The 20,361-nt window shown below is 40.1% G+C and carries 19 protein-coding genes; 4 read left to right on the top strand and 15 right to left on the bottom strand.

What is annotated here, in order from left to right:
* Window positions 1-12 precede the first annotated feature (12 nt).
* The 12 genes from ribH to wecB all read right to left on the bottom strand — a co-directional run bounded on the left by ribH (window position 13) and on the right by wecB (window position 13,269).
* A complete protein-coding gene (ribH, locus tag GXP67_RS05025) occupies window positions 13-489 on the bottom strand; it encodes a 6,7-dimethyl-8-ribityllumazine synthase (RefSeq protein ID WP_162442144.1) in 477 nt (158 codons plus the stop codon).
* Window positions 490-630: 141 nt separating this feature from the next.
* Window positions 631-1,341, bottom strand: a complete 711-nt coding sequence (locus GXP67_RS05030) for a tetratricopeptide repeat protein (protein ID WP_162442145.1) — start codon at window positions 1,339-1,341, stop codon at window positions 631-633.
* Window positions 1,342-1,455: 114 nt separating this feature from the next.
* Window positions 1,456-3,588: a bi-domain-containing oxidoreductase gene (locus tag GXP67_RS05035; RefSeq protein WP_162442146.1), complete on the bottom strand. Its 2,133-nt coding sequence runs from the start codon at window positions 3,586-3,588 to the stop codon at window positions 1,456-1,458.
* A gap of 20 nt (window positions 3,589-3,608) precedes the next feature.
* A complete protein-coding gene (locus tag GXP67_RS05040; protein ID WP_162442147.1) occupies window positions 3,609-4,952 on the bottom strand; it encodes a glycosyltransferase family 39 protein in 1,344 nt (447 codons plus the stop codon).
* A 140-nt stretch (window positions 4,953-5,092) separates the two neighbouring features.
* Window positions 5,093-6,022, bottom strand: a complete 930-nt coding sequence (locus tag GXP67_RS05045) for a glycosyltransferase family 2 protein (RefSeq protein ID WP_162442148.1) — start codon at window positions 6,020-6,022, stop codon at window positions 5,093-5,095.
* A complete protein-coding gene (locus GXP67_RS05050; RefSeq protein WP_162442149.1) occupies window positions 6,022-7,119 on the bottom strand; it encodes a DegT/DnrJ/EryC1/StrS family aminotransferase in 1,098 nt (365 codons plus the stop codon). The genes GXP67_RS05045 and GXP67_RS05050 overlap by 1 nt, the downstream gene beginning before the upstream one ends.
* 3 nt (window positions 7,120-7,122) lie before the next feature.
* Complete coding sequence (locus GXP67_RS05055; protein WP_162442150.1) at window positions 7,123-8,067, bottom strand: GNAT family protein; 945 nt, start codon at window positions 8,065-8,067, stop codon at window positions 7,123-7,125.
* On the bottom strand, window positions 8,055-8,459 hold the full coding sequence (locus GXP67_RS05060) for a sugar 3,4-ketoisomerase (protein WP_162442151.1): 405 nt from the start codon (window positions 8,457-8,459) through the stop codon (window positions 8,055-8,057). Before GXP67_RS05060 ends, GXP67_RS05055 begins: the two co-directional genes overlap by 13 nt.
* Window positions 8,460-8,494: 35 nt before the next feature.
* Window positions 8,495-9,844, bottom strand: a complete 1,350-nt coding sequence (locus GXP67_RS05065; protein WP_162442152.1) for an O-antigen ligase family protein — start codon at window positions 9,842-9,844, stop codon at window positions 8,495-8,497.
* A complete protein-coding gene (locus tag GXP67_RS05070) occupies window positions 9,807-10,949 on the bottom strand; it encodes a glycosyltransferase family 4 protein (RefSeq protein ID WP_162442153.1) in 1,143 nt (380 codons plus the stop codon). The genes GXP67_RS05065 and GXP67_RS05070 overlap by 38 nt, the downstream gene beginning before the upstream one ends.
* On the bottom strand, window positions 10,946-11,986 hold the full coding sequence (locus GXP67_RS05075) for a glycosyltransferase family protein (RefSeq protein WP_162442154.1): 1,041 nt from the start codon (window positions 11,984-11,986) through the stop codon (window positions 10,946-10,948). Before GXP67_RS05075 ends, GXP67_RS05070 begins: the two co-directional genes overlap by 4 nt.
* 161 nt (window positions 11,987-12,147) lie before the next feature.
* On the bottom strand, window positions 12,148-13,269 hold the full coding sequence (gene wecB / locus GXP67_RS05080) for a non-hydrolyzing UDP-N-acetylglucosamine 2-epimerase (RefSeq protein ID WP_162442155.1): 1,122 nt from the start codon (window positions 13,267-13,269) through the stop codon (window positions 12,148-12,150).
* Window positions 13,270-13,576: 307 nt separating this feature from the next.
* Here wecB and GXP67_RS05085 point away from each other — a divergent pair, with 307 nt between their 5' ends.
* The 4 genes from GXP67_RS05085 to GXP67_RS05100 all read left to right on the top strand — a co-directional run bounded on the left by GXP67_RS05085 (window position 13,577) and on the right by GXP67_RS05100 (window position 17,671).
* Window positions 13,577-14,050 carry a hypothetical protein gene (locus tag GXP67_RS05085; RefSeq protein WP_162442156.1) on the top strand — a complete coding sequence of 158 codons (474 nt, stop codon included), beginning with the start codon at window positions 13,577-13,579 and terminating at the stop codon, window positions 14,048-14,050.
* Between the two features lie 23 nt (window positions 14,051-14,073).
* On the top strand, window positions 14,074-14,469 hold the full coding sequence (locus GXP67_RS05090) for a PadR family transcriptional regulator (RefSeq protein ID WP_162442157.1): 396 nt from the start codon (window positions 14,074-14,076) through the stop codon (window positions 14,467-14,469).
* A gap of 78 nt (window positions 14,470-14,547) precedes the next feature.
* Window positions 14,548-16,998 (top strand): PspC domain-containing protein, encoded by a 2,451-nt coding sequence (locus tag GXP67_RS05095; protein WP_162442158.1) that lies wholly within the window; start codon window positions 14,548-14,550, stop codon window positions 16,996-16,998.
* A gap of 61 nt (window positions 16,999-17,059) precedes the next feature.
* Window positions 17,060-17,671 (top strand): hypothetical protein, encoded by a 612-nt coding sequence (locus tag GXP67_RS05100; RefSeq protein ID WP_162442159.1) that lies wholly within the window; start codon window positions 17,060-17,062, stop codon window positions 17,669-17,671.
* 63 nt (window positions 17,672-17,734) lie between these two features.
* Here the strand turns inward: GXP67_RS05100 and GXP67_RS05105 are convergent, their stop codons facing one another.
* The 3 genes from GXP67_RS05105 to GXP67_RS05115 form a co-directional block, all read right to left on the bottom strand.
* Window positions 17,735-18,166 (bottom strand): EamA family transporter, encoded by a 432-nt coding sequence (locus GXP67_RS05105; RefSeq protein ID WP_162442160.1) that lies wholly within the window; start codon window positions 18,164-18,166, stop codon window positions 17,735-17,737.
* Window positions 18,167-18,357: 191 nt separating this feature from the next.
* A complete protein-coding gene (locus GXP67_RS05110) occupies window positions 18,358-18,651 on the bottom strand; it encodes a DUF7674 family protein (RefSeq protein WP_162442161.1) in 294 nt (97 codons plus the stop codon).
* 127 nt (window positions 18,652-18,778) lie between these two features.
* A complete protein-coding gene (locus GXP67_RS05115) occupies window positions 18,779-19,972 on the bottom strand; it encodes a hypothetical protein (protein WP_162442162.1) in 1,194 nt (397 codons plus the stop codon).
* Window positions 19,973-20,361 lie beyond the last annotated feature (389 nt).

Here is a 20,361-nt window from a genome sequence, read left to right on the forward strand (position 1 = left end):
GGTTAAAGTATTCTAGAATCCAAGCATTTTGATAGCTGTAATAGCGGCTTCATCTCCCTTATTGCCATGTTTTCCACCTGCCCTATCCATCGCCTGCTCCTGATTGTTGGGTGTAAGCACCCCAAAAATGACAGGCTTATTGTATTTGAGAGATACTTCTGTTAAACCATACGCTACCGCATTGCAGATAAAATCGAAATGCTTTGTTTCTCCCTGAATCACGCATCCCAGGCAAATGACCGCCTCTATATCAGTTTGTTGCGCCATCCATTGGGCCGCCAGACTTAACTCATAACTCCCAGGTACGTTCTTTCGGATGATATTTTCTACTACAGCTCCCTCTTTCAGTAAAGTCTGGTAAGCACCCTGATATAAGGCTTCGGTTACTTCGGTGTTCCACTCAGAAACGATGATGGCAAATTTTCTGGAAGATATATTAGTAATATTGGCAGAGGAGTAGTCGCTGAGGTTCTTTAAGGAAGTGGCCATTCTGTGGGATTCAGAGTTTCTGGGTGAAAAGGGTAAATTTACCGGGCGAAATTACAAATCAGTTATTGAATAAAAAATATAGGCAATAAAAAAGGATAAAGCCCTATGCCCTATCCTTTTTATGGTTTAGCCAATATGTGTTTATTTACCGGCTAAACCCTCTAGTTTGGCTTTAAATTTTTTAGCATTGGCTGCTTCCGAAGAGTTCGGATAGGTTTCAATAATTTTGTTGTAGCTTGCAATAGCCGCTTCATTGTTTTTACTCACTTCCTGTGCAATAGCCAGCTTAGTCAGATATTGTGGCGTAAAAAATTCATTTGGCTCGTAGTTGGCTGCTTTTTCATAGTAACTAACGGCATCTGCTACCTGATTTTTTTCCATATAAGCATCCCCGATCAGTGAGTAGGCCCGTGCCTGGACTAATACATCGGAAGAACTAAAATCTTTCAGGTAATTAATAGCTTCATCAAATTTACCTTGTTTCAGGTAAGATACACCCACATAAAAATTAGCCAGGTTGCCAGCTTTGGTCATGCCATAATCATCGGCAATAGCAGTTAATCCTTCGTGCAACCCATCACCATCTAAGGCTTTTTTCAGTGAATCTGTTTCAAAATGGTATACAGCCGGAAACATTAAGCTCTGCGCCTCCTGATTTTGAGTGTTTTTGTAATAATTAAACCCGATCCAGCCGCCTACAATCAAAATGAGAGCGCCTGCCAACCCAATGACAATGTTTCTATTCCGTTGAAGTTTCTGAAAGATTTCTTCGCTGCTCTTCCCTTCAGCAGCCGGCGTAACTGGTTTTTCCATTAATTTAGAGCCGGATGCGTCAATAATTTTCTTAGCCATTTTAATTTTTTATAAGAACCGCAAATTTAGGATAAATATTTTTTTACTACAAAGGATTACTAAAGAATAGATGCACACAAAGGTACATGATTTTCAGAATTATTTTAAAGTAACTTAATCCCCAATTTTTACCGGCTCTCCTGACAAAAATGATTGCACAGCTGCAAAAGAAGCTCTGGTTGAATTAATAATCTGAGAAAAAGTAACAGGAGGTTCTCCACCATCTTTCAAAAACCGGATATAGCTTTCAAACTGATGTTTATGCCCTTTATCCTGTTTGCTGCTCATCGAAGAAAAACCTTTAAATCCAAAGCCTTCCATCTTCCTGAAATTATCCAGAATAAGTACCCTTCCCTGCGAATAGAGTTCCAGTCTTTCTTTGGCATAGGCTTTATGGCCATTGGCAAAATAATTCACTACCCCTTGCGATCCGTTTTTACATTTGAGTAAGATAGATACATTATCTGCATTTTCAGCCGGATGTTTTCCCATAGCAGAAGCGCTTACCCAGCTTATTTCACTACCTGCCAGGTAAGCGAGCAGGTCAATAAAATGACAGGCTTCACCAATGATCCGGCCACCTCCTATCGCCATATGGTGCGTCCAGTGACTGGCGGGAATAAAACCAGCATTGGCTGTAATAACAATATTCATAGGTTCCTGGGAGGAACTTAATACCGATTTTGCCTTTTGGATAAACGGAGAAAACCGCCGGTTAAATCCCACCACTACAGATTTTCCAGAGCTTTGGTACGTTTGCATGACCTGTTCCAGTTCTGGTTGAGTTAATACAAGAGGTTTTTCTACAAATACATGTTTTCCGGCCTGCAGAGCTTGAACTGTCATCTGCGCATGCAGATTATGCTGGGTAGTAATGAGAACAGCATTCACTTCTGTGTCCTGCAATACATCGTCGTAACTGGTGCTGCTGATGCGGATATTGTGTTTTTTAGCCAGGTGTGTTCCGCTTACACCGGCTGCGCTTACAATGTATTTAAGATCAGCATCCAGTTTACCAAAGGCCGGCAGCATGGTCATTTTGGTGAAATTGCCAGCTCCGATAATCGCCAGGGTCGCTTTATTTTGCTTTGGAAAAGTTTCGCTCTTTTTATTAATGTGAACGGCTGTGCTATTATTAGAAATGGCTGGATATGTAAGAATAGAGGCAATAGACTGGCTGCCACCAATATTTTTGTAAATTTTCTGATACTCTTCTAAAGCTACTTGCTCAGTAATAAGCCGTTTTACATCGAGCCTTCCGGTAGAAATGGCTTGCAGCACCGTTTGAAAATTGCGATTTTCGGTCCAGCGGACAAAAGGCAATGGGTAATCTATGCCCCGTTTTTCATAGTCATCGTCATACCTACCCGGGCCATAAGAGCAGGAAACCTGGAAACTGAGCTCCTTCTCATAAAAATCTGCCCGGCTGATGTCTAAACCAATCACCCCTACGAGTACAATCCTCCCTCGTTTGCGGCTCATCTGTGCCGACTGCGAAATTACTTCATTGCTCTTGGTAGAAGCCGTAATAATTACCGCATCAGTTCCAACCCCTTGTGTGGCATCCATTACTGTTTTTACTGGGTCAATGCCTTCTGCTAAATTATATGCCAGAATACCTTTTCCTTTCGCTAATGCTACTTTCTGGGTATCAAAATCAAAGCCTATTACGGTACATCCATTGGCTACCAGCAATTCAGCAGCGATCAATCCGATGAGACCTAAGCCTGACACCACCACTGTTTCGCCCAGTGTCGGATTTGCCAGCCGGATTCCTTGCAGGCCAATAGCACCAATCACTGTGAAAGTAGCTTCCTCATAGGAAACAGTATCAGGAATATGGGCTGCTAGATTTTTTGGAACACTTACAAATTCCGCATGAGGTCCGTTAGAAGCTACCCTGTCGCCGGGTTTAAAATCGTACACACCCTCTCCTACTTCCAGCACTTCACCGGCATTACAATAGCCCAAAGGCAGCGGTTCGCCTAATTTGGTAAATACTGCTTCCAAAGTTGGCATCAGCCCATCGGCTTTGATTTTATCCAGCACCATTTTTACTTTATCTGGTTGCTGGCGTGCTTTCTCGAGTAAATTAGATTTGCCAAATTCCACCAGCATACGTTCAGTACCTAATGAAACCAGCGAGCGGTGTGTTTTAACAAGAATATATCCTTTTTTGACCTGCGGCCTGGGCACCTCTTCCAATATGGTTTCCCCTGTCTTAAAGGACTGGATGATTTGTTTCATTGAAATAGTTTTTAAAAATCTTAGGGAGTCACTGTATAAGATTTTCTTTTTACAGAAATTAGTGTGTTCACTGTATCAATCAGGTATGAAAATCCTATTAGTTGTATAAAAGCTGTTGGAAGCAAATAATAAGGAGCCATATGGATTAATAAATGTGACAATATATTATAGATCAGCGGCAGGATAAGTATAATTAATACCGGATGGCTAAACTTTTTCTTAATAAGCATTATAACCAATCCAACATTCCCGAGAAAAGACATTAAGGCTACAAGTAAGTTAGGCCAGAACGCTTTAAATATATATCCGATACTGTTTATTAAGTTGCCGGCACTTCTTATCTCTGTATACGTTTTAGTCTTACTTGCTAAATTAACTCCACAATCATAAGGAGTTGCCAATGGCTGGAAACATCTGGATATCAGAATTTTTAGATAAGCTTCCGGATGTTGTTGTATAGATTGAAAAAATACTTGTTTAAAATATTTATCTGCTTCCAGATTAAATGGCGTAGAGATACCTGCCTGCTCAGCTTCCTTTGCTCTATCCAGATCAGAGGGTCCAAACCCCCACGGATTCGGGTAAGTACCTAACCCGGTTACTAAGGTACAGCCCAGAGCTGAGGAGGTGAAGTTCCAGGTGTGAAATACTTTATGATTACGATATCCCCAGGGAAATAGTATAAGCAGAGATACGATTAGAATAACTAAGCCTACCGAGAACATTTTAAGAATAGTTTTTATAGCTAAACCGCTGGTAAACAGAAAATACAGCGTAAAAAATGGGCCTAGCAGCAGAAAGTCTGGCCTGAAGTAACCAGCCATCCCTATAGAGAGGCCGGTAAGAATATAATATCTCCATTTTCCGCTTTCCTGTTCAGCCAGGGCACTCTTTATAAAAAAGAAGGTGATTACAATCAGAAAAAGATTCATAAAACTTTCCGGACGTATGCTTACAGCCGAATAAGCCAGTGGAGGGAAAACAGCATATAGTATAGTTGCTATCCAGGCTAGCTGAATATGTGCCGGAAACAGGAGCCGGACCAGCATAAATAACAATATACACGCAATGGAATCAACAATAATTCCTAAAATCTGCATAATCAGCCATATAGGCTCACCTATTAATCTATGTAAACCGGCAGCTATAATTGACCATCCTGGTGGATAGTGTAATTCAGGATATAATCCTTCTGTTAATAAAGAGGAGCTAAATTTTTCGTCAATTATTATTCCTTTAGATTCCAGTTCTCTGATTCCATTCGTGCCTTCTATTGCCAGATCAGCTGGAGAACCAGGATGCGTTTGCATATAACCTATTCCTGCTGCTAACGTATAGGCTGACCGGATATAGGCAATAGTCATACTTTCTTCAGGCGATTTTCCAATAGGGCTCCACACTATATATGCATATATTATCCTGACGAAAACACACAATGCACATATGTATATAAGCTTTTTATTCATGGTTATTTTAAAAAAACAGAGTGCTCATTTACTGAATATCAGGGTAACATTTCTTGTATTAAAAAATTTGGCCTTTTTCTGGAAGCATCCATGGTACGCCATACATATTCACCAAGAACTCCCAGGGCGATCATCTGAAAAGCTGACACAAATAATAACACCACCATTAAGGCAGACCAGCCTTCCACCTGTATCCAGCCTGTGAGCCGGGCAATAATAATAAATACTCCATACAAAAATGCCAGTATGCCCAGTAATATTCCAAATACAGAAATAAGCCTGACCGGAAAGAAAGAAAAGGCAATAATGGTATCAATAAACATTTTTATTTTCTTTGATAGGGTCCATCGGGATGTGCCAATTTCACGCTTTCGCCTGGTATAAGGAATATTTACATACTCATACCCCAGCCAGACCAACAAGTATAAGATATTGGTATTTTTCTCATCCATCTTTATCACTTCTTCCTTCAGTTTTCTATCGAATAATACCAAGTCAAACCCACCTGAAGGCGCATTTGGAACCGCTAACCGGCGGATAATGGAATGAAAAATCCTGGAAAGCATTTTCTGTCCTACAGGCTCCTGCCTGTCCTGGCGGTTGGCAATGATCAGTTTATAGCCTTTCTGCCAGTGAGCAAACATAGCTGGAATTAGTTCGGGCGGATCTTGCAGATCGGCAGTAAGAATTACGTTAACATCTCCTCCGGATAGGTGTAAACCTGCCAGAATCGCATTGAATGCACCTGCATTTTTAACCAGGCGGATCAGTTTCATTTTTCCCGGATACATTTCCCAGCACACCTTTAATTTCTCCCAGGTTTTATCACCGGAAGCATCATCCACCCATATATATTCAAACTCTGTTCCTGCTTCAAATAGGGGCTCATTCTCTATCAATTGCCGGGCTGTTACCGGAATATTTTCTTCATTGAAGTAACAGGGAATAATGACAGACAATTTGGGCATCAAAAAAAATTTTTAATCTGATCACAGATATAAGCTACCTGATTTTCCTGTAAACCTACATATAAGGGCAAACTCAAACAAGTTGATGCCATATCTTCGGCTATCGGATATGCACCTTTCTGATAACCCAGTTCCTGATAGGCTTCCTGCAAATGTGGTGGAACCGGATAATGGATCAGGGTACTTATATTTTTAGTCTGTAAATATTGTTGTAAAGCATCTCTCCTACCAGTACGGATTACAAATAAATGATACACACTGGTAGCTCTATCGGCCAAATGTGGAAGTATAATATCGCCTACACCTTGCAAAAGATCTATATATTGATTAGCCAGTGCCTGTCTCTCTTTGGTCCAGGCTTGCAGATAATTTAATTTAATATTGAGTACAGCCGCCTGCCATTCATCTAATCGGGAATTTACTCCTTGTACTTCGTTGTAATAACGCCTGGATGAACCGTAATTTCGGAAAGTTGCCGCTTTCCGGGCAAATTCACTGTCATTGGTGGTTACAGCTCCTGCATCTCCCAAAGCACCCAGGTTTTTGGTCGGATAAAAACTGGTTGCATTGATATGTCCGAAACTACCAGTTAATTTCCCATGATATTGCGCACCATGTGCCTGGGCATTGTCTTCTACTACAAACAATTTATGTTTTCCGGCTATATGCATAATGGCATCCATTTCACAAGCCTGGCCATATAAATGAACCGGAATAATCACTTTGGTATGGGAAGTAATAGCTGGCTCAATTAAGTCAGGATTCAGGTTGTATGTGAGATTTCTGGGTTCTACAAAAACAGGTATTGCACCGGTGTGAGAGACTGCTAATGCTGTTGCAATATACGTATTGGATGGGACGATCACTTCATCGCCTGCTGAAATACCCAATACTTTTAATGCGATATATAGAGCATCCAGCCCATTGCCTACTCCTATACAATGCTGTACCTGATTAAAATGGGCATAATTCTGCTCGAAATCAGAAAGGGACGCACCCAGTATATAATTTTTAGCATCTATAAATTTTTTAAAGGCTTCTATAAGTTCTTGCCTGATCTGCCGGTTGGTATCCTCAAAAGAGAAGAATGGAATCATACACTAATCTTGGTTATAAGCGGATAAAATATGTGTGCTGCTTCCCAGCCTGAACCCTAATTTTTCACAGTTTCTGATCACCGCCCGGTTTGTAGTTTGTGTAGTCATGAGCAGGTACTTTGCTCCAACAGATTTTGACTGATACACTGCTTCTGAGATGAGTTTATAATGCCAGCCCCGGCTTGAGGGATCAACAGCTGTAAGCAGAATTCGCGATAACTGACAGTTTAACTCTTTTGAATCGTTTGCCAGATAGCTGAGTGCTACAAAAGCATGAGCCGGAATCTGTTCTTCTGATGGCACAAGTACTGCATCTGCAAATCCGTTTATAGCCTGCTCTATATAGGTAGCCAGATACTGGTCTGCTATTTCCTGGGTGAATATGCTATCTGCATGAATACGGTCATAGGGATTACGGGCTTCTGCAGCTACTTTTTTCAGAGCAGAAACATCATTTTCATTAGCCTTATGTACAGGAAATCTTTCGTTTTCATAGGATTGTACATCGGGCAGATAATAGGTTAGCCTGGTTTCGATCAGTTTGAAACCAGCATGGGTAAAGGCCTGTAATAATAGGCTATCTTCAGAGGGTATTTCTATAAAACAATACTTTCGTTTACCGGCAATAAAAGTATTTCTAAAACAGGTAACTGCCTGAGATAGAATCGGAAAATGTTTGTGCCGGTAGAGCACTGCAAATATTCTGTATGTAGGAATTTGAAAATAACCGGCATCCCAGGACAAATAATTTACAAGAAACTGCTGCGTATAATTTCCAACTACTACTTCTTGGATGATATGGTCTGGTTTATCAGAAAAATCAATAATTTTATTTTTGATTAATTTTTCATACTGTATTTCCGGGCCGATTTCCCTGATAAAACTGTAAGGAGAATAAAATAAAAGTTTATCCGCCCTTTCTGCAAGCAGTTTTTCTACTTCTTCCATACTTCTTTAAATCTGGCGTATTCCCGTATGTAATCGCTTTCTGTATACTCAGTAGAAGCCAGGGCTAATTGCACCGCATGATGGGAATATTGCATAGTGGGCCATACACAAGGAGGTATATAGAGTCCCTGTTCTGGTGTTGATAGAACAAACCGATGAATGTCCCCACCCGGCATTTCAGCAGTAATTGTAATTTGCCCATTCACTGCAATCAGCACGTGCTGGGTATGATAGTGTGCATGTCTTCCTCTAATGATATTCTCTGGCGTAAAATAAGTCCAGAAAATACGTTTTACTTCAAAAGGAACAGATTTTTCTAATTCTGCTACTGATATATAGCCAACATTAGAATCGCCGAGTTTAGGAAATGTAATTACATAAGGCTTCTCCATGCATGGTTTAATATAGCTCAATGTGCAAAGTTAATCTATTCATGAGTCGCTGCTACATTTTTCTGATTATATATCAAATCTGTTGTGGTAGCCTCGGGTGCAGAATGTACAGAAATCATTATTTGCTTTTCCCTGTAATGCATATAATAAAACATAATAGAGAACCAGGGGAAAAACAAAAATTGTCCGGGGTTAAAATTGTTTTCAAAAAAGGGAATAAATATAAGTGGGGGTAAAAAAATATAGTGAGCAGAATGAAATCTAAAAAAGGAAAGCAAAGTATTGAGCACAAACAGCACCACAAAGAAAGTAAAGATAAAAATCCCGCTTCCAAACAGCAGTTCGTAATAAGAATTATGAAGGCTTATTTTAAGCTTATCTATAGTTATTTCTTTATTAAAGCTGATAAGGGCTTCCCTAAAAGCATAAAATCCAAAACCTGTAATGATGGTAGAGGGATTATCTGCCATAGTTTCGTAGCCTAATGCATACGTTTGTGTCCTGGCATCTCCTTTTTCAAGTTGAGTTTCTGTTTTATCTAACCGTTTGTTAAAAGCAGAGTTTTCATTTCCATACAATTGAATTACAAAAAAAGATACTAATAAAACGCTTGCCAGCTTAACAAATAAACTTGAATTCGTATTTCTTAAAATAAAAAGCAGGAAACAAAGGGCAACTGTAAGATATCCACTTCTGGAACCACTTATCACTAGCACATAGCAGGATAAGAGCAGTAAAAAAAAGATAATAATTCTTCTTTTTTTTGATAGCGAATAATCATTTCTTAATAAGTCCACAGTGGTGGTGATAAAAATGGCAGAACTCCAGCCATAATGGTTTGAAATAAAGCCCCCTACCATCTCACCATAAATGTCTTCCTGAGAGAAATTACCTCCCAAAAAAATAAAAGAAAATAATGGAATCACATATACAATATTAAATACATTAAGAATCATATTTAATATTTGTTCTTTATTATACCTACGGTGGAGATATATTATAAAATAGTTTAAATAAATAAAATAAGGTACAAGATTAATAAACTTTTCTAAGCTTATAGCCATACTGGCACTGAATGGGAGTACATACATATTTAATGCGATGAATGCCCAGATAATCCATGAAGACCGGCCTTTAAAAATGTAGACATACTGCTTTCTGCTGTTAAATAAGTATATTAATGAAAAAGCCAACAGTACAATCCGCAGTATTTTCATTGGTGCAAGCGAAGCCATACCAGTAACATTTGCCAGACCATACCCAATAATGACCATGGCTACATTCCAGAAAAATAGTACCACATGATAATCTCTTTTACTGGATGGTCTGGTGTCGGGTATTGCCGCACTAGCGGCTTGTGTATCTGGTAACAGGCTTACATGCATTTTCCGCAATGTTTATGAATGTTAAAAACATAGTATTGGCTGCAAATTTCTCTATAAATTTTCGGCCATTGGCAGATTTCTGATTCCTCTCTGGCTCGTTACTTATACAGCTCGATAACTGAATGGCCAGGTCTTCCGCATCATTTGAGTTAGCCAGCCAGCCATTCTTCCCATTATCTAATACTTCCGGTATTCCTCCAGTATAGGTGCTGACGACAGGAATGCCGAAGGCCAATGCTTCGATATTTGCGACCCCCAATGCTTCCTTTAACGAAGGAACACAGAAAATATCGTGGGTACACATTTGCTCATATACATTTTTTTGAGATTGTTCAGCCAGAAAGTTAATTTTTATATGGCTGTTGTTTTCAAATAAAGTGTATATGTGTTTCTCAAATTTGTGATGTGGCCCAATGATAGTAAGTAAAAATTGTATATGGTTTAACTTTTTCAACGATTTCGCCAGCACTGGCAAGCCACCCCGCACATAATCTGCTTTTACAAACAATATTTTGATGGGTAATGCAAAGGATCGTTCTGCCTTATATTCAATTTTCGACAAATCTACCGCTTTGTAAAGCAAACAGATTTTCTCAGGATTGAGGTAGTAGGCGTTTATTAGCTGTTGTGTCAGGTAGTGTGAATTAGAAATAACAAGTTGATCGAAATGTACGGCCAGCTTTTCAAACTGTTTGAAAATAAGTTGTTTGATGCTTAGTTGATTAAATTTAAAATTTTGCCAGCTGACTGTCAGATTATTGTCATCATTAACCATTCCTACCACTGGTTGTTTAGAAACCATCGCGCTCCACAATCCTATAAATGCATTGTTGTATACCAGCACATCATAAGGAAAAGTTTTATAGATTTTTTGGGCATAGCGGTGATAGACAAACATGCGCAGAAACTGGCTGAAGGGCTTAAATAACCTGGAAAATCTGAGTTCTGCTTTGTGTACATATGGTCTTTCAGCAGTAATATCTTCCGTAAGTATGTGGATCTGGTGCTGCGGATACAGCTGATTAATTTCCAGAATCAGATTGGCAAATTTGGCAGGACCATTCACCACATTTTCAAAAGAATTGGTGCACAATAATATCTTCATTGCTTATGAGCCAGCAGTAGTTTATTCTCAATTGCCTCCCAGGTAAAAGTATATTGCAAATCGGGGTTAAACATAAATGTGTGTTTGAGTACTTTCAGATCTGCTATGATGCGGGGGTAATTTGTTTCATAAAAAGAATCCATAACATAGCCAATCTTTTGTTCCTGTACAAAACTAGCGATTTTTACCTCGGCATTTATGATCACCGGCGTTTGTGCCTGTATGGCATCGTATATTTTATTCGGACTGGCATTGATATTATTTTCATTTACAGGCTCATACAGTGATAATATATAATCGCATTGTGAAGCTACCTGCATGGACTGCTGCTGAGTGATCACCCCCATAAACTCTACCTGCGGATGCTGAGAAAGTTCTCTGGTAGCTTCGTCATATACCCAGCCAGCCATTTTTACCCGCATATTCTTTTCTATTTCCAGCATCCGGAGCAATAGCTCTGTACCCCGGGTTTTACTCATCGATCCATTATAGAAAATCAGTACCGAATCGGTTGTACTTATCTTGTTGATAGTGCCAGTGTACCGGTATGGATAATTTTCTACCACAGTGATCTTGTATTGAAAGGCATCCGGCATTAATGTCTTGCGGTTATCATCTGTTACCAGTATGGCGGAAGGCAGGCTGTATACCAGGTTTCTCAAGAAATTTAGTTTCCGGTTCATCCGCAGAAAGATGGAATCGAAAATATCCAGTACTACTTTCTTTTTTTGCCAATACAGAAAAGGAGAAAAAATCAGCAGGAGCTGCTCATTGATGACATGAAAGGAAGCATAAGGCCGGCTAAAAAAAGATTGAAGAAACAATAGATAAAACCTAAGCAGCGATACAATGCTCTTATGATGGCCGGTAACAGTCTTGAAACTTTTACAGTAAACCTTTACAAATGCTTTTTCTGTGCTTTTGCCTATGCCTATATAATATATATCAAATGCAGCAGAAAGTATTTTTATTTCCTTATTTATACGTGTATCTGAGCCGTCGTTAATAGATATATAGAGAAGAGAAGGTTTTGACATTAAAGAATAAAGGCTAATAAGTAAGATTTATTATTTTTTAAGCAAATGAGCAATGTAAAACCGAAAACATATAATCATTAATTATCTGATAATCAGAAATATATCCAAAATACATTAATCGTTAATTATGTAATTCTACATAGATGGAAGTACTTAATTGTTTAGTTCAGGCTTTTTAGGAAATGAATGATTCTGTCGCTGGCGGCTCCATCGCCATAGGGATTATTCGCTTTTGACATCTGCTCATACAGATGCTGATCTTCCAGAAGTTGGGCAATGCCTGCTACAATATTATTTTTATTGGCCCCTACCAGTTTTACCGTTCCGGCCTCTACCGCTTCCGGCCGTTCGGTAGTATCGCGCATCACCAGCACAGGTTTACCCAGGCCAGGCGCTTCTTCCTGTACACCACCCGAATCCGTTAAGATTAAATAGGCATGTTTCATCAGGAAAATGAAATCCTCATATCCAAGGGGGTCCATCAGGTATATATTTGGTACTTGGCTGGTAAGGCCATACACTGGCTTCATTACATTAGGATTCAGGTGAACCGGATAAACAATATGCAAATCCGGGTATTTCTGCGCCAGTTCTACCAGTGCCTGGCAAATCTCAATAAAACCCTGCCCGAAGTTCTCCCGGCGATGCCCGGTTACCAGCAGAATTTTTTTAGCATTTTGTATCAAACCGGCCACTGTATGCGAAGTGAGATTTTTCGAAAAAGACTTCACGGTATTGGCAATTTCAAATAATGCGTCAATCACGGTATTCCCTGTCTGGATAATATGAGTAGACTGAATCCCCTCTCCCAGCAAATTCTCTACATTTTTCCTGGTAGGTGCAAAATGATAGGTTGCCAGCCTGGAAACAAGCGTTCGGTTGGCTTCCTCCGGAAAAGGTGCCTGCAAATTCCAGGTACGTAACCCGGCTTCTACATGGCCTACCGGAATCTGTACATAAAAACAAGCCAGGGTAGTAGCAAAACAGGTAGTTGTGTCACCATGCACCAATACCAGATCAGGCTTATATTCTGCCAGTACCTGCCGGATTCGAAGTAAAATATTGCTGGTAATATCAAACAGGTCTTGTTTTTCCTGCATGATATTGAGGTCATAATCTGGCTGTAAACCAAATATATTGAGCACCTGGTCCAGCATGTGGCGGTGTTGGCCGGTTACACATAATTTATGTTCAAAAAATGGGTCCTGGTTTAACTTCTTCACCAGAACGGCCATTTTGATTGCTTCGGGCCTTGTGCCGAATACCGTTAGAATTCGCTTCATTTGTTCGATTCCCTTACCCAAAGAGGATTTCTCTCAGGATTGCCTGTAAGCAAAAGGAGCGTAAAGTTTCACAAAAAAACTGTCATTATACATAGTGCCTCTACTTTTTTAAGTAAAGGCTGAGCCAATCTCTATCTGTGCCTACTAACAACTCATTGCCTTTTTACCATTCAAACAGTTTTTTATCCATCCACACAATTATAAAAATAATTTTATAAAGTACCTTGCTTTACATAGTACCTTTTACTACATTTGTATTGTCAGTCAGTTAACAGGGCTGATAACCCAAAAAATTCATACTTAATTTATGAAGTATATTATTATAGCCTGCTTACTCAGCGGCATTTGTTTATGGAGTTTCAACATGCAGGCGCAGTCGGCTGTAGCGAAGGATACAGAGTGGCTCGAAAAAGAACTGAACACACTGGCCAAAAGCGCTAAAAAATCAACTGTTAGCCAGCAATACGATTTTAATGAGTGTAGCTGTAAGTATTCGGCCAAAGCAAACGATGACGGCGGTGGCTTTAACCTGGACAAAAATTTTACTTTTAACCTGAACGAGATAAATAATATTACCTATGTGCGGAATGAGGATAAGACCTATGAACTGCGGATGAAAATGAAAACGGACAGTGATATTGTCGGTTTCCTCAACCTGGATATGATTACTACTACCTTATACACTTCGGATGAAAACAAGGTAAAAGAAATTGTAAACAAACTAAGAACCACTGTAAAGACATGTAGTCCCGGTAGCAAATCTGCGCAAGGCAGCAGATAATTAATTTCAAACAATAATGCGATATGAATGTAGAAAACACACAAGTGCAAATGCGAAAGGGTATCCTGGAATTTTGCATCCTGCATATAATTTCAAGAGGTGAGGTATACGCATCCGACATGCTGGAAGAACTGACAGCAGCTAAAATTATGGTCGTGGAAGGTACCTTATATCCCTTGCTGACAAGGCTGAAAAATGCCGGACTCGTTGAGTATAAATGGGTCGAATCCAGTTCAGGACCACCCAGAAAGTATTATACTCTCACACAAGATGGTACTAATTTTCTGGATAGCCTTCAAAATACATGGACAGAGCTGGTTACTTCTACCAGTCAGATTATACAACGGAATGGCAATAGTCCGGCAACAGAGTCTGGAAGTGGAACCGGATTAGCCATTACAATCGGCACCAAAAGTTAAACCCGTTCACTAAGAAATATACTGCCGGATACTTCAACTAAAGCATCTGAGTAGCAATAAAAATAAAAACTGATACACATGAAAAAGACGATTAGTATCAATATTAGCGGAATCATCTTTCACATTGAGGAGGATGGCTACGAAAAACTGAGAAATTACCTGAGTTCTATTCAGAAATACTTTGCCTCTTATGCAGACAATAAGGAGATTATCGCCGACATCGAAAGCCGGATAGCCGAAATTTTTCTGGGAAAACTAAATCCCGGAAAACAGGTGATTGCCGGGGAAGATGTAGACAAGCTTATCGTAACGATGGGTAATATCTCCGACTTTGAAGCGATAGAAGAAGTAGAAGAAAAATATGCCCGTCAAACAGCCGGTGGTAATACTGCCTATGCTACTGAAGCCGGAACTGCTACGGCAACGGCTGCTACTGATGCTACAACTGGCCTTCCCAAAAAATTGTACCGCGATATTAACCGCAAATTGCTGGGTGGAGTTGCTTCAGGTATCGCCCATTACTTTACCATCGATCCGCTTTGGGTTCGCCTCATGTTTTGTGCCGCTTTCTTCGATATGTTCTTTCTGCCCGGCTCTTTTTCCAGTATATCATTTATCAGCTACGTGATTTTGTGGATGGTAGTGCCTGGTACTACTACCTTACAGGAAGACAAAACTATTAAGAAGTTCTACCGGAACCCTGACCAGAAAACAATAGGTGGAGTGGCTAGTGGTATCGCTGCTTATTTTGGCGTAGATGTAACCATTGTCCGGCTGATCTTTGTACTGGGATTTATTTTCTTCGGTACCGGCTTGCTGCTCTATCTGATTTTATGGGCCATTACACCAGTAGCTAAAACCATCACCGAAAAGATGCAGATGCAGGGAGAACCAGTTACTTTGTCGAATATCGAACAAAATATAAAAAAAAATTTCGCACCTGACGAAAACGGAGAAGAAAGTAACCTTATAAAGATACTTTTGTTCCCTTTCCGGCTCATTGCTACCATAGTAGGCGGAATAAGTAAGGCTTTAGGCCCTATTGCCCTGTTTGGTCTGGATATGATTCGTGTAGGAGCAGGTTTGCTTCTGGTTATTTTTACCGTATCGCTGGTTGTTGGAATGTTTATAGCCATGGGCATTGCAATAGGCTTGATTCCAGTATATAACTTCATTGATACAGGTGATTTTCCGGTAGGGCTGCTACAAAACAGTTTTCCGGCAGTGGGATTCATTTCTTTATTTTTCGTACTCTTTATTCCAACTATTTTTATTGGCCATATGGGTACCAGCCTGATAGCCAAGCGGAGTACTATGAAAGCTCCGGTAGGCTGGACCTTATTCAGCATCTGGATTATTTCTTTGATCGCTACCAGTGTTACTGTACCAGCCTATGCCGGTCAGTTTCGCACCAAGGGGTATTTTGAAACGACGCGTACGTTTACTACCGGCAAAAAAATAGTATACCTGAATGTACGTGAAGCAGGAAACGATACTTTCGACGAAGTACGGCTTTCCTTAGAACCTTACGAAGGCACAGAACCCAAACTGGTGCAACGGTTTGAAGCCCGTGGAAAAAACCGGCAGGATGCAATCGTTAATGCACAGGGTATAGAATATACTGTTTCTCATGCAGATTCTGTTATTACGTTTGATTCAAATTATGACTTTAAAGATGAGGCAAAATTCCGGGCACAGGAGTTAAGCATGACCTTGTATATGCCCTTTGAGCAGCTTTTTATGTTTGATGAATCTCTTACACATCTGATGCGCCGCAATGATTATAAAGGAGGAGATAAAGTATATAAATTTGTAAAAGACCAGGGTCTGGTTTGTCAGAATTGTTTAGACGAGGAAGTGATCACCGGAGAGATCCATACCAGCCAGGATGGCAACATCCGTGAATTCAAACTCCGCGATTTTGACAGGCTTAATATTGGCAGTGCTTTTATAGTAAATGTACGGCAGGGCGACGAATACAACGTGCGGGTAAGTGGCAAGAAAGAAGATATTGATGACATCCGCGCAAGTGTATCCGGAAGAGAACTGGAAGTAAAATTTGAAAATGGCAACTTTTTTGAAAGGCACCTGAACCGGGAAAAAATACGGGTAGACATTACCATGCCTGCAATCGCCGGGCTGCATTTTCATGGCGCTTCTGAATCAACCGTAAAAGGATTTGATAACGATCACAGTGATGATGTAGACATTCAACTATCGGGAGCAGCCCAGTCAGAAATAGATATTAATGCCCGTAAGCTTACTGTTTCGGTGAATGGCGCAGCAGAACTCGAACTCAATGGCCGTGCAGAAAGACTGGAAGCGGAAGTATCAAGTGCGGCAAAACTCCGGGGATTTGATTTTATTGTGGAAGAAGTAGATGTAGATGTAAGCAGCGCAGGTCTGGCAGAATTATATGCCAACCAGAAATTGATGGCCGAAGCCAGCAGTGCAGGCCGGGTGTTGTACCGGGGTGAAGCTTCTGTTGACAGCAATACTTCCAGCGGAGGCTCTGTTAGCCGGGAATAATCTTAGACTTAATTTATGTAACAAACAGCACCCTTATACTTCACTCCTACCCTAGTATGTTATGCAACCCATTCATACCAGTATTCATCCATTATTCCGGGGCATTTCATTAATCATTGCCCCGTTGTTATTTGGCGCATCCACCTTTTTCTGGGAAAGCGGAGAATATGGAATTACAGGAGGTACTTTACTGGCCTTATCCCTTGTTTTCTGGATCATGGCCTTTATCGTTTTATTTGACCTGCTCAAAGAAAAGATGCCTGTTTATGCTACTATCGGGTTGCTGGTAGCTATTTATGGCTGTGTAAGCGGAATAAATTTTGGATTTGTGGGTGTTTTTTCAGAAGTATTCAACATAGACCATGATACCTATCTCAAAGCTGCCGCTGAACATCCGCTCAGTTTTAATTTGCTGCTTTTCTGGTCTGGCCCTCTATTTCCATTAAGCCTGCTGGTGCTGGGAATTATGCTGATAAGAAAAGCGGCTGTACCTATGTGGGCTGGTATTCTGATATGTTTAGGTGCCATTGCCTTTCCGGTGAGCAGGATTCTAAGAATAGAATTAATTGCCCATATTTCTGATGCTTTGCTGGCCATTCCATTTATATTTATCGGCTGGCAGTATATAACAACAAAGCATGCTAATAACTTTCTGAATCCGGAGAAGGCTTAAAATATTATATGCGTTAAATTCCCTACTTCATCATATATAATTTAAGATTATTTTTTGTGATATTCAGGCAGCATGAGAAGCCAGAATAGCTACGCCTGCCAGAATACAGGCAATGCCTGTCAGTTGAATCCACGACACACTTTCTTTCAGAAACACAATACCCAGTACAGCACCGACCAGCACCGTTCCGCCCACAATCACCGGAATACCCACTGAGGCGTTAATTCCTTTAGAAAACACATAAAAAGAGGTAATTTCTGCCAGCCCGACAAACACACCGGCTAAAATCGCATACATCATTCCTTTGGGAGAAAAACCAACGGATACTCCTTTCCATTTCAGAAATAACAAAGCAGCACCTCCCATGAGTAAAGCCACCGCCTGTAAAATAACGGCTCCCAGTATTTGATGGATCTGTCCGGCAGATACCTTAATAAAAAAGTTATACAATCCGAAAAACAGGGCTGTCAGAACAATAAGAATAATCCAGGGCATAAGGCAAATGAGTGATAGGGTGATTTATTTATAATAATCGTGACGTATGGAATTTAGTCATTAATTACTGCATCTTTATAAATGGCTGAGCGTTTGTAAATCTAATGGATTACACAGCGCCACGGCTTCATGCTTTAGCGTTTATGGCAAGGTGATTGATGAAAGCGATGTCATGCACTTATTTTTTGTCTTTATTTTCTCAATTCATTCCAAATATTCAGGTACTCAGGTTTCAACAGCTTCTTTGCTTCGTTTGCATACTTGTAATCAACATCTAATTCAAGATGTTCCAGGAATGAAACATATAAAGCGTTTTCAGTTGTAGTATCTACTTTTTCCACTGTTAATTGAAAAAAAACAATTATTCTTTTCAGTTCATCTAATCTGCCTGCTGATAAACAGCTGTTAGCATATCCGGCCAAGCAAGCAACTTGTAAATAAATTAATCCTTGGTAATATTCGTCTTTCAATTCAGATGCAAGCACAGGAAACTATTCTATCAAATATTGTAAAAATTCTTCCCGGCTAATTCTCGGTTTTACAATCATGAAATTCATTCTTGTTTACTTTTTATCTTTGATGATGCATACTAATTATACACTTTCATTTACGCTACTTCGATTCTTTTAATAACAAAAACATTTCGGCGGCATGCCAGCTATGAGGCATTCCTACTTTGTCCTTGACGAGAATTTCATTGAGTACCTGCATGCCAGGGTAATAGGCATCATTCGCTTGCGCTTCCCAGGAAAGCGGATAATACCGGTTGGTAAGCCTTCCCTTTGCTTCTCCGAAAAAATGATCTTCGGCCCACACAAGATATGGATAATTCTGATTACTGGCCTTATCAAAACGGTTTCCGCCCACATGAGGCTGTTTAAAATCCCACCAGAACAGGGAAGAATAACTATCATATACGGCAGGAATCTGGTAAGGATCATGTAAGCCGAGAGAGTGGAATCCATATTTTATCCATTTGGTCTGGAAAACCGGATGTAAAGTATCACCTGTTTTGCCTTCAATATAATTCTCCTTCCCAAACTGCTGTACCGAGTCAAGTACCATTTTTACAACCGGGTGTTCTTTGCCAGAAACCAGTGAAACCAGGTATAATACCTGCCCCAGATTGTCTGCTTCGCTCATACTTTGATTATGGCGGTCAAATGGGTCCCGAATAGCCAAAATCCAGTCTTTAATCAGATGCAGGTTATCCGTCTGTTGTAGCACCATAGCCATCAAGGCAGCATCCCGGAAACGGGCTTTTTTATATACCAGGAAATTAGGTAATGGCAATCCGTTATGTATGTTTATCAGAATCTCATGGTGTAATACCCGCAATACCGGCGCATAGGGTTGTCCCTCAAAGGTCGGCAGGTTCAGTTTGCTCTCACTGGCTACAGTTACTTTATTGCCATCCCAGATGTAGACGCCTTTTCCATTTTCGATAATCCGGATTTTGCGGCCATCCTCGGTTTCCAGATACACTAAATATTCAGAAGGCACGATCAATTCTTTGTTGATCTTCCATCGTTTGAGCACATCGCCAGTGGCGGCATCTATGAGTTTACCCCCTCTGTAAATCATTTTATGGCGGTCACCCATGCCAAAGAGAAAAAAATGTAAATCAGGCATTTCTTTCACATTCGTATGTACACGCCTGAGTGAATCCAGGGATTGGTGGTACAACAGCAGACTTTTTTCAGCATGTACCAGTGCCTGATCCTGGGCAATTGCCGGCAAACAGCCAGCTATGAGCAGCCATAAAAAAATATAGTACTTATTAAATAAATAGAAACAATGGCTCATATCTCATATAAGGTAGATCACAAATAAGTACAAGTAAACATATTCAGTGCCAGCTAAGAAATTATAATAAATGCACTATCCTCACAAAGGATGAATTACACAATCTTTACTTGGCCGACACATCCATATCCTGCAACGAAGATATACTGAAAACCAGGATATACAGTAAAACTTGACTACACATTCGCACTGGAACTTGATTCAGGTAAATAGTCAGTCTTGCTTATTGGCAAAAACATATGTAAGGTCACCGCAATTTATACCACTTTTATCATAGAAAGTAGCAATAGTTCGTCTGGCAAAATCTGTATATAGCTCTCCTCTTGATATTTAACTCCAAAAACTAACTGTTATTTTGAACAAAACAGTCTTATCTCAGCATTCTACCA

Origin of the sequence: Rhodocytophaga rosea (genome assembly GCF_010119975.1) — a bacterium.
GTDB lineage: Bacteria > Bacteroidota > Bacteroidia > Cytophagales > 172606-1 > Rhodocytophaga > Rhodocytophaga rosea.

Coding starts and splice junctions, on each gene's coding strand:
- GXP67_RS05095 (WP_162442158.1), top strand. CDS start 14,548: ATGAAAAAGACGATTAGTATCAATATTAGCGGAATCATCTTTCACATT.
- GXP67_RS05040 (WP_162442147.1), bottom strand. CDS start 4,952: ATGACTATTGCCTATATCCGGTCAGCCTATACGTTAGCAGCAGGAATA.
- GXP67_RS05045 (WP_162442148.1), bottom strand. CDS start 6,022: ATGCCCAAATTGTCTGTCATTATTCCCTGTTACTTCAATGAAGAAAAT.
- GXP67_RS05035 (WP_162442146.1), bottom strand. CDS start 3,588: ATGAAACAAATCATCCAGTCCTTTAAGACAGGGGAAACCATATTGGAA.
- GXP67_RS05115 (WP_162442162.1), bottom strand. CDS start 19,972: ATGAGCCATTGTTTCTATTTATTTAATAAGTACTATATTTTTTTATGG.
- GXP67_RS05100 (WP_162442159.1), top strand. CDS start 17,060: ATGCAACCCATTCATACCAGTATTCATCCATTATTCCGGGGCATTTCA.
- GXP67_RS05105 (WP_162442160.1), bottom strand. CDS start 18,166: ATGCCCTGGATTATTCTTATTGTTCTGACAGCCCTGTTTTTCGGATTG.
- GXP67_RS05075 (WP_162442154.1), bottom strand. CDS start 11,986: ATGTCAAAACCTTCTCTTCTCTATATATCTATTAACGACGGCTCAGAT.
- GXP67_RS05070 (WP_162442153.1), bottom strand. CDS start 10,949: ATGAAGATATTATTGTGCACCAATTCTTTTGAAAATGTGGTGAATGGT.
- GXP67_RS05050 (WP_162442149.1), bottom strand. CDS start 7,119: ATGATTCCATTCTTCTCTTTTGAGGATACCAACCGGCAGATCAGGCAA.
- GXP67_RS05055 (WP_162442150.1), bottom strand. CDS start 8,067: ATGGAAGAAGTAGAAAAACTGCTTGCAGAAAGGGCGGATAAACTTTTA.
- GXP67_RS05065 (WP_162442152.1), bottom strand. CDS start 9,844: ATGCATGTAAGCCTGTTACCAGATACACAAGCCGCTAGTGCGGCAATA.
- ribH (WP_162442144.1), bottom strand. CDS start 489: ATGGCCACTTCCTTAAAGAACCTCAGCGACTACTCCTCTGCCAATATT.
- GXP67_RS05090 (WP_162442157.1), top strand. CDS start 14,074: ATGAATGTAGAAAACACACAAGTGCAAATGCGAAAGGGTATCCTGGAA.
- GXP67_RS05060 (WP_162442151.1), bottom strand. CDS start 8,459: ATGGAGAAGCCTTATGTAATTACATTTCCTAAACTCGGCGATTCTAAT.
- wecB (WP_162442155.1), bottom strand. CDS start 13,269: ATGAAGCGAATTCTAACGGTATTCGGCACAAGGCCCGAAGCAATCAAA.
- GXP67_RS05030 (WP_162442145.1), bottom strand. CDS start 1,341: ATGGCTAAGAAAATTATTGACGCATCCGGCTCTAAATTAATGGAAAAA.
- GXP67_RS05085 (WP_162442156.1), top strand. CDS start 13,577: ATGAAGTATATTATTATAGCCTGCTTACTCAGCGGCATTTGTTTATGG.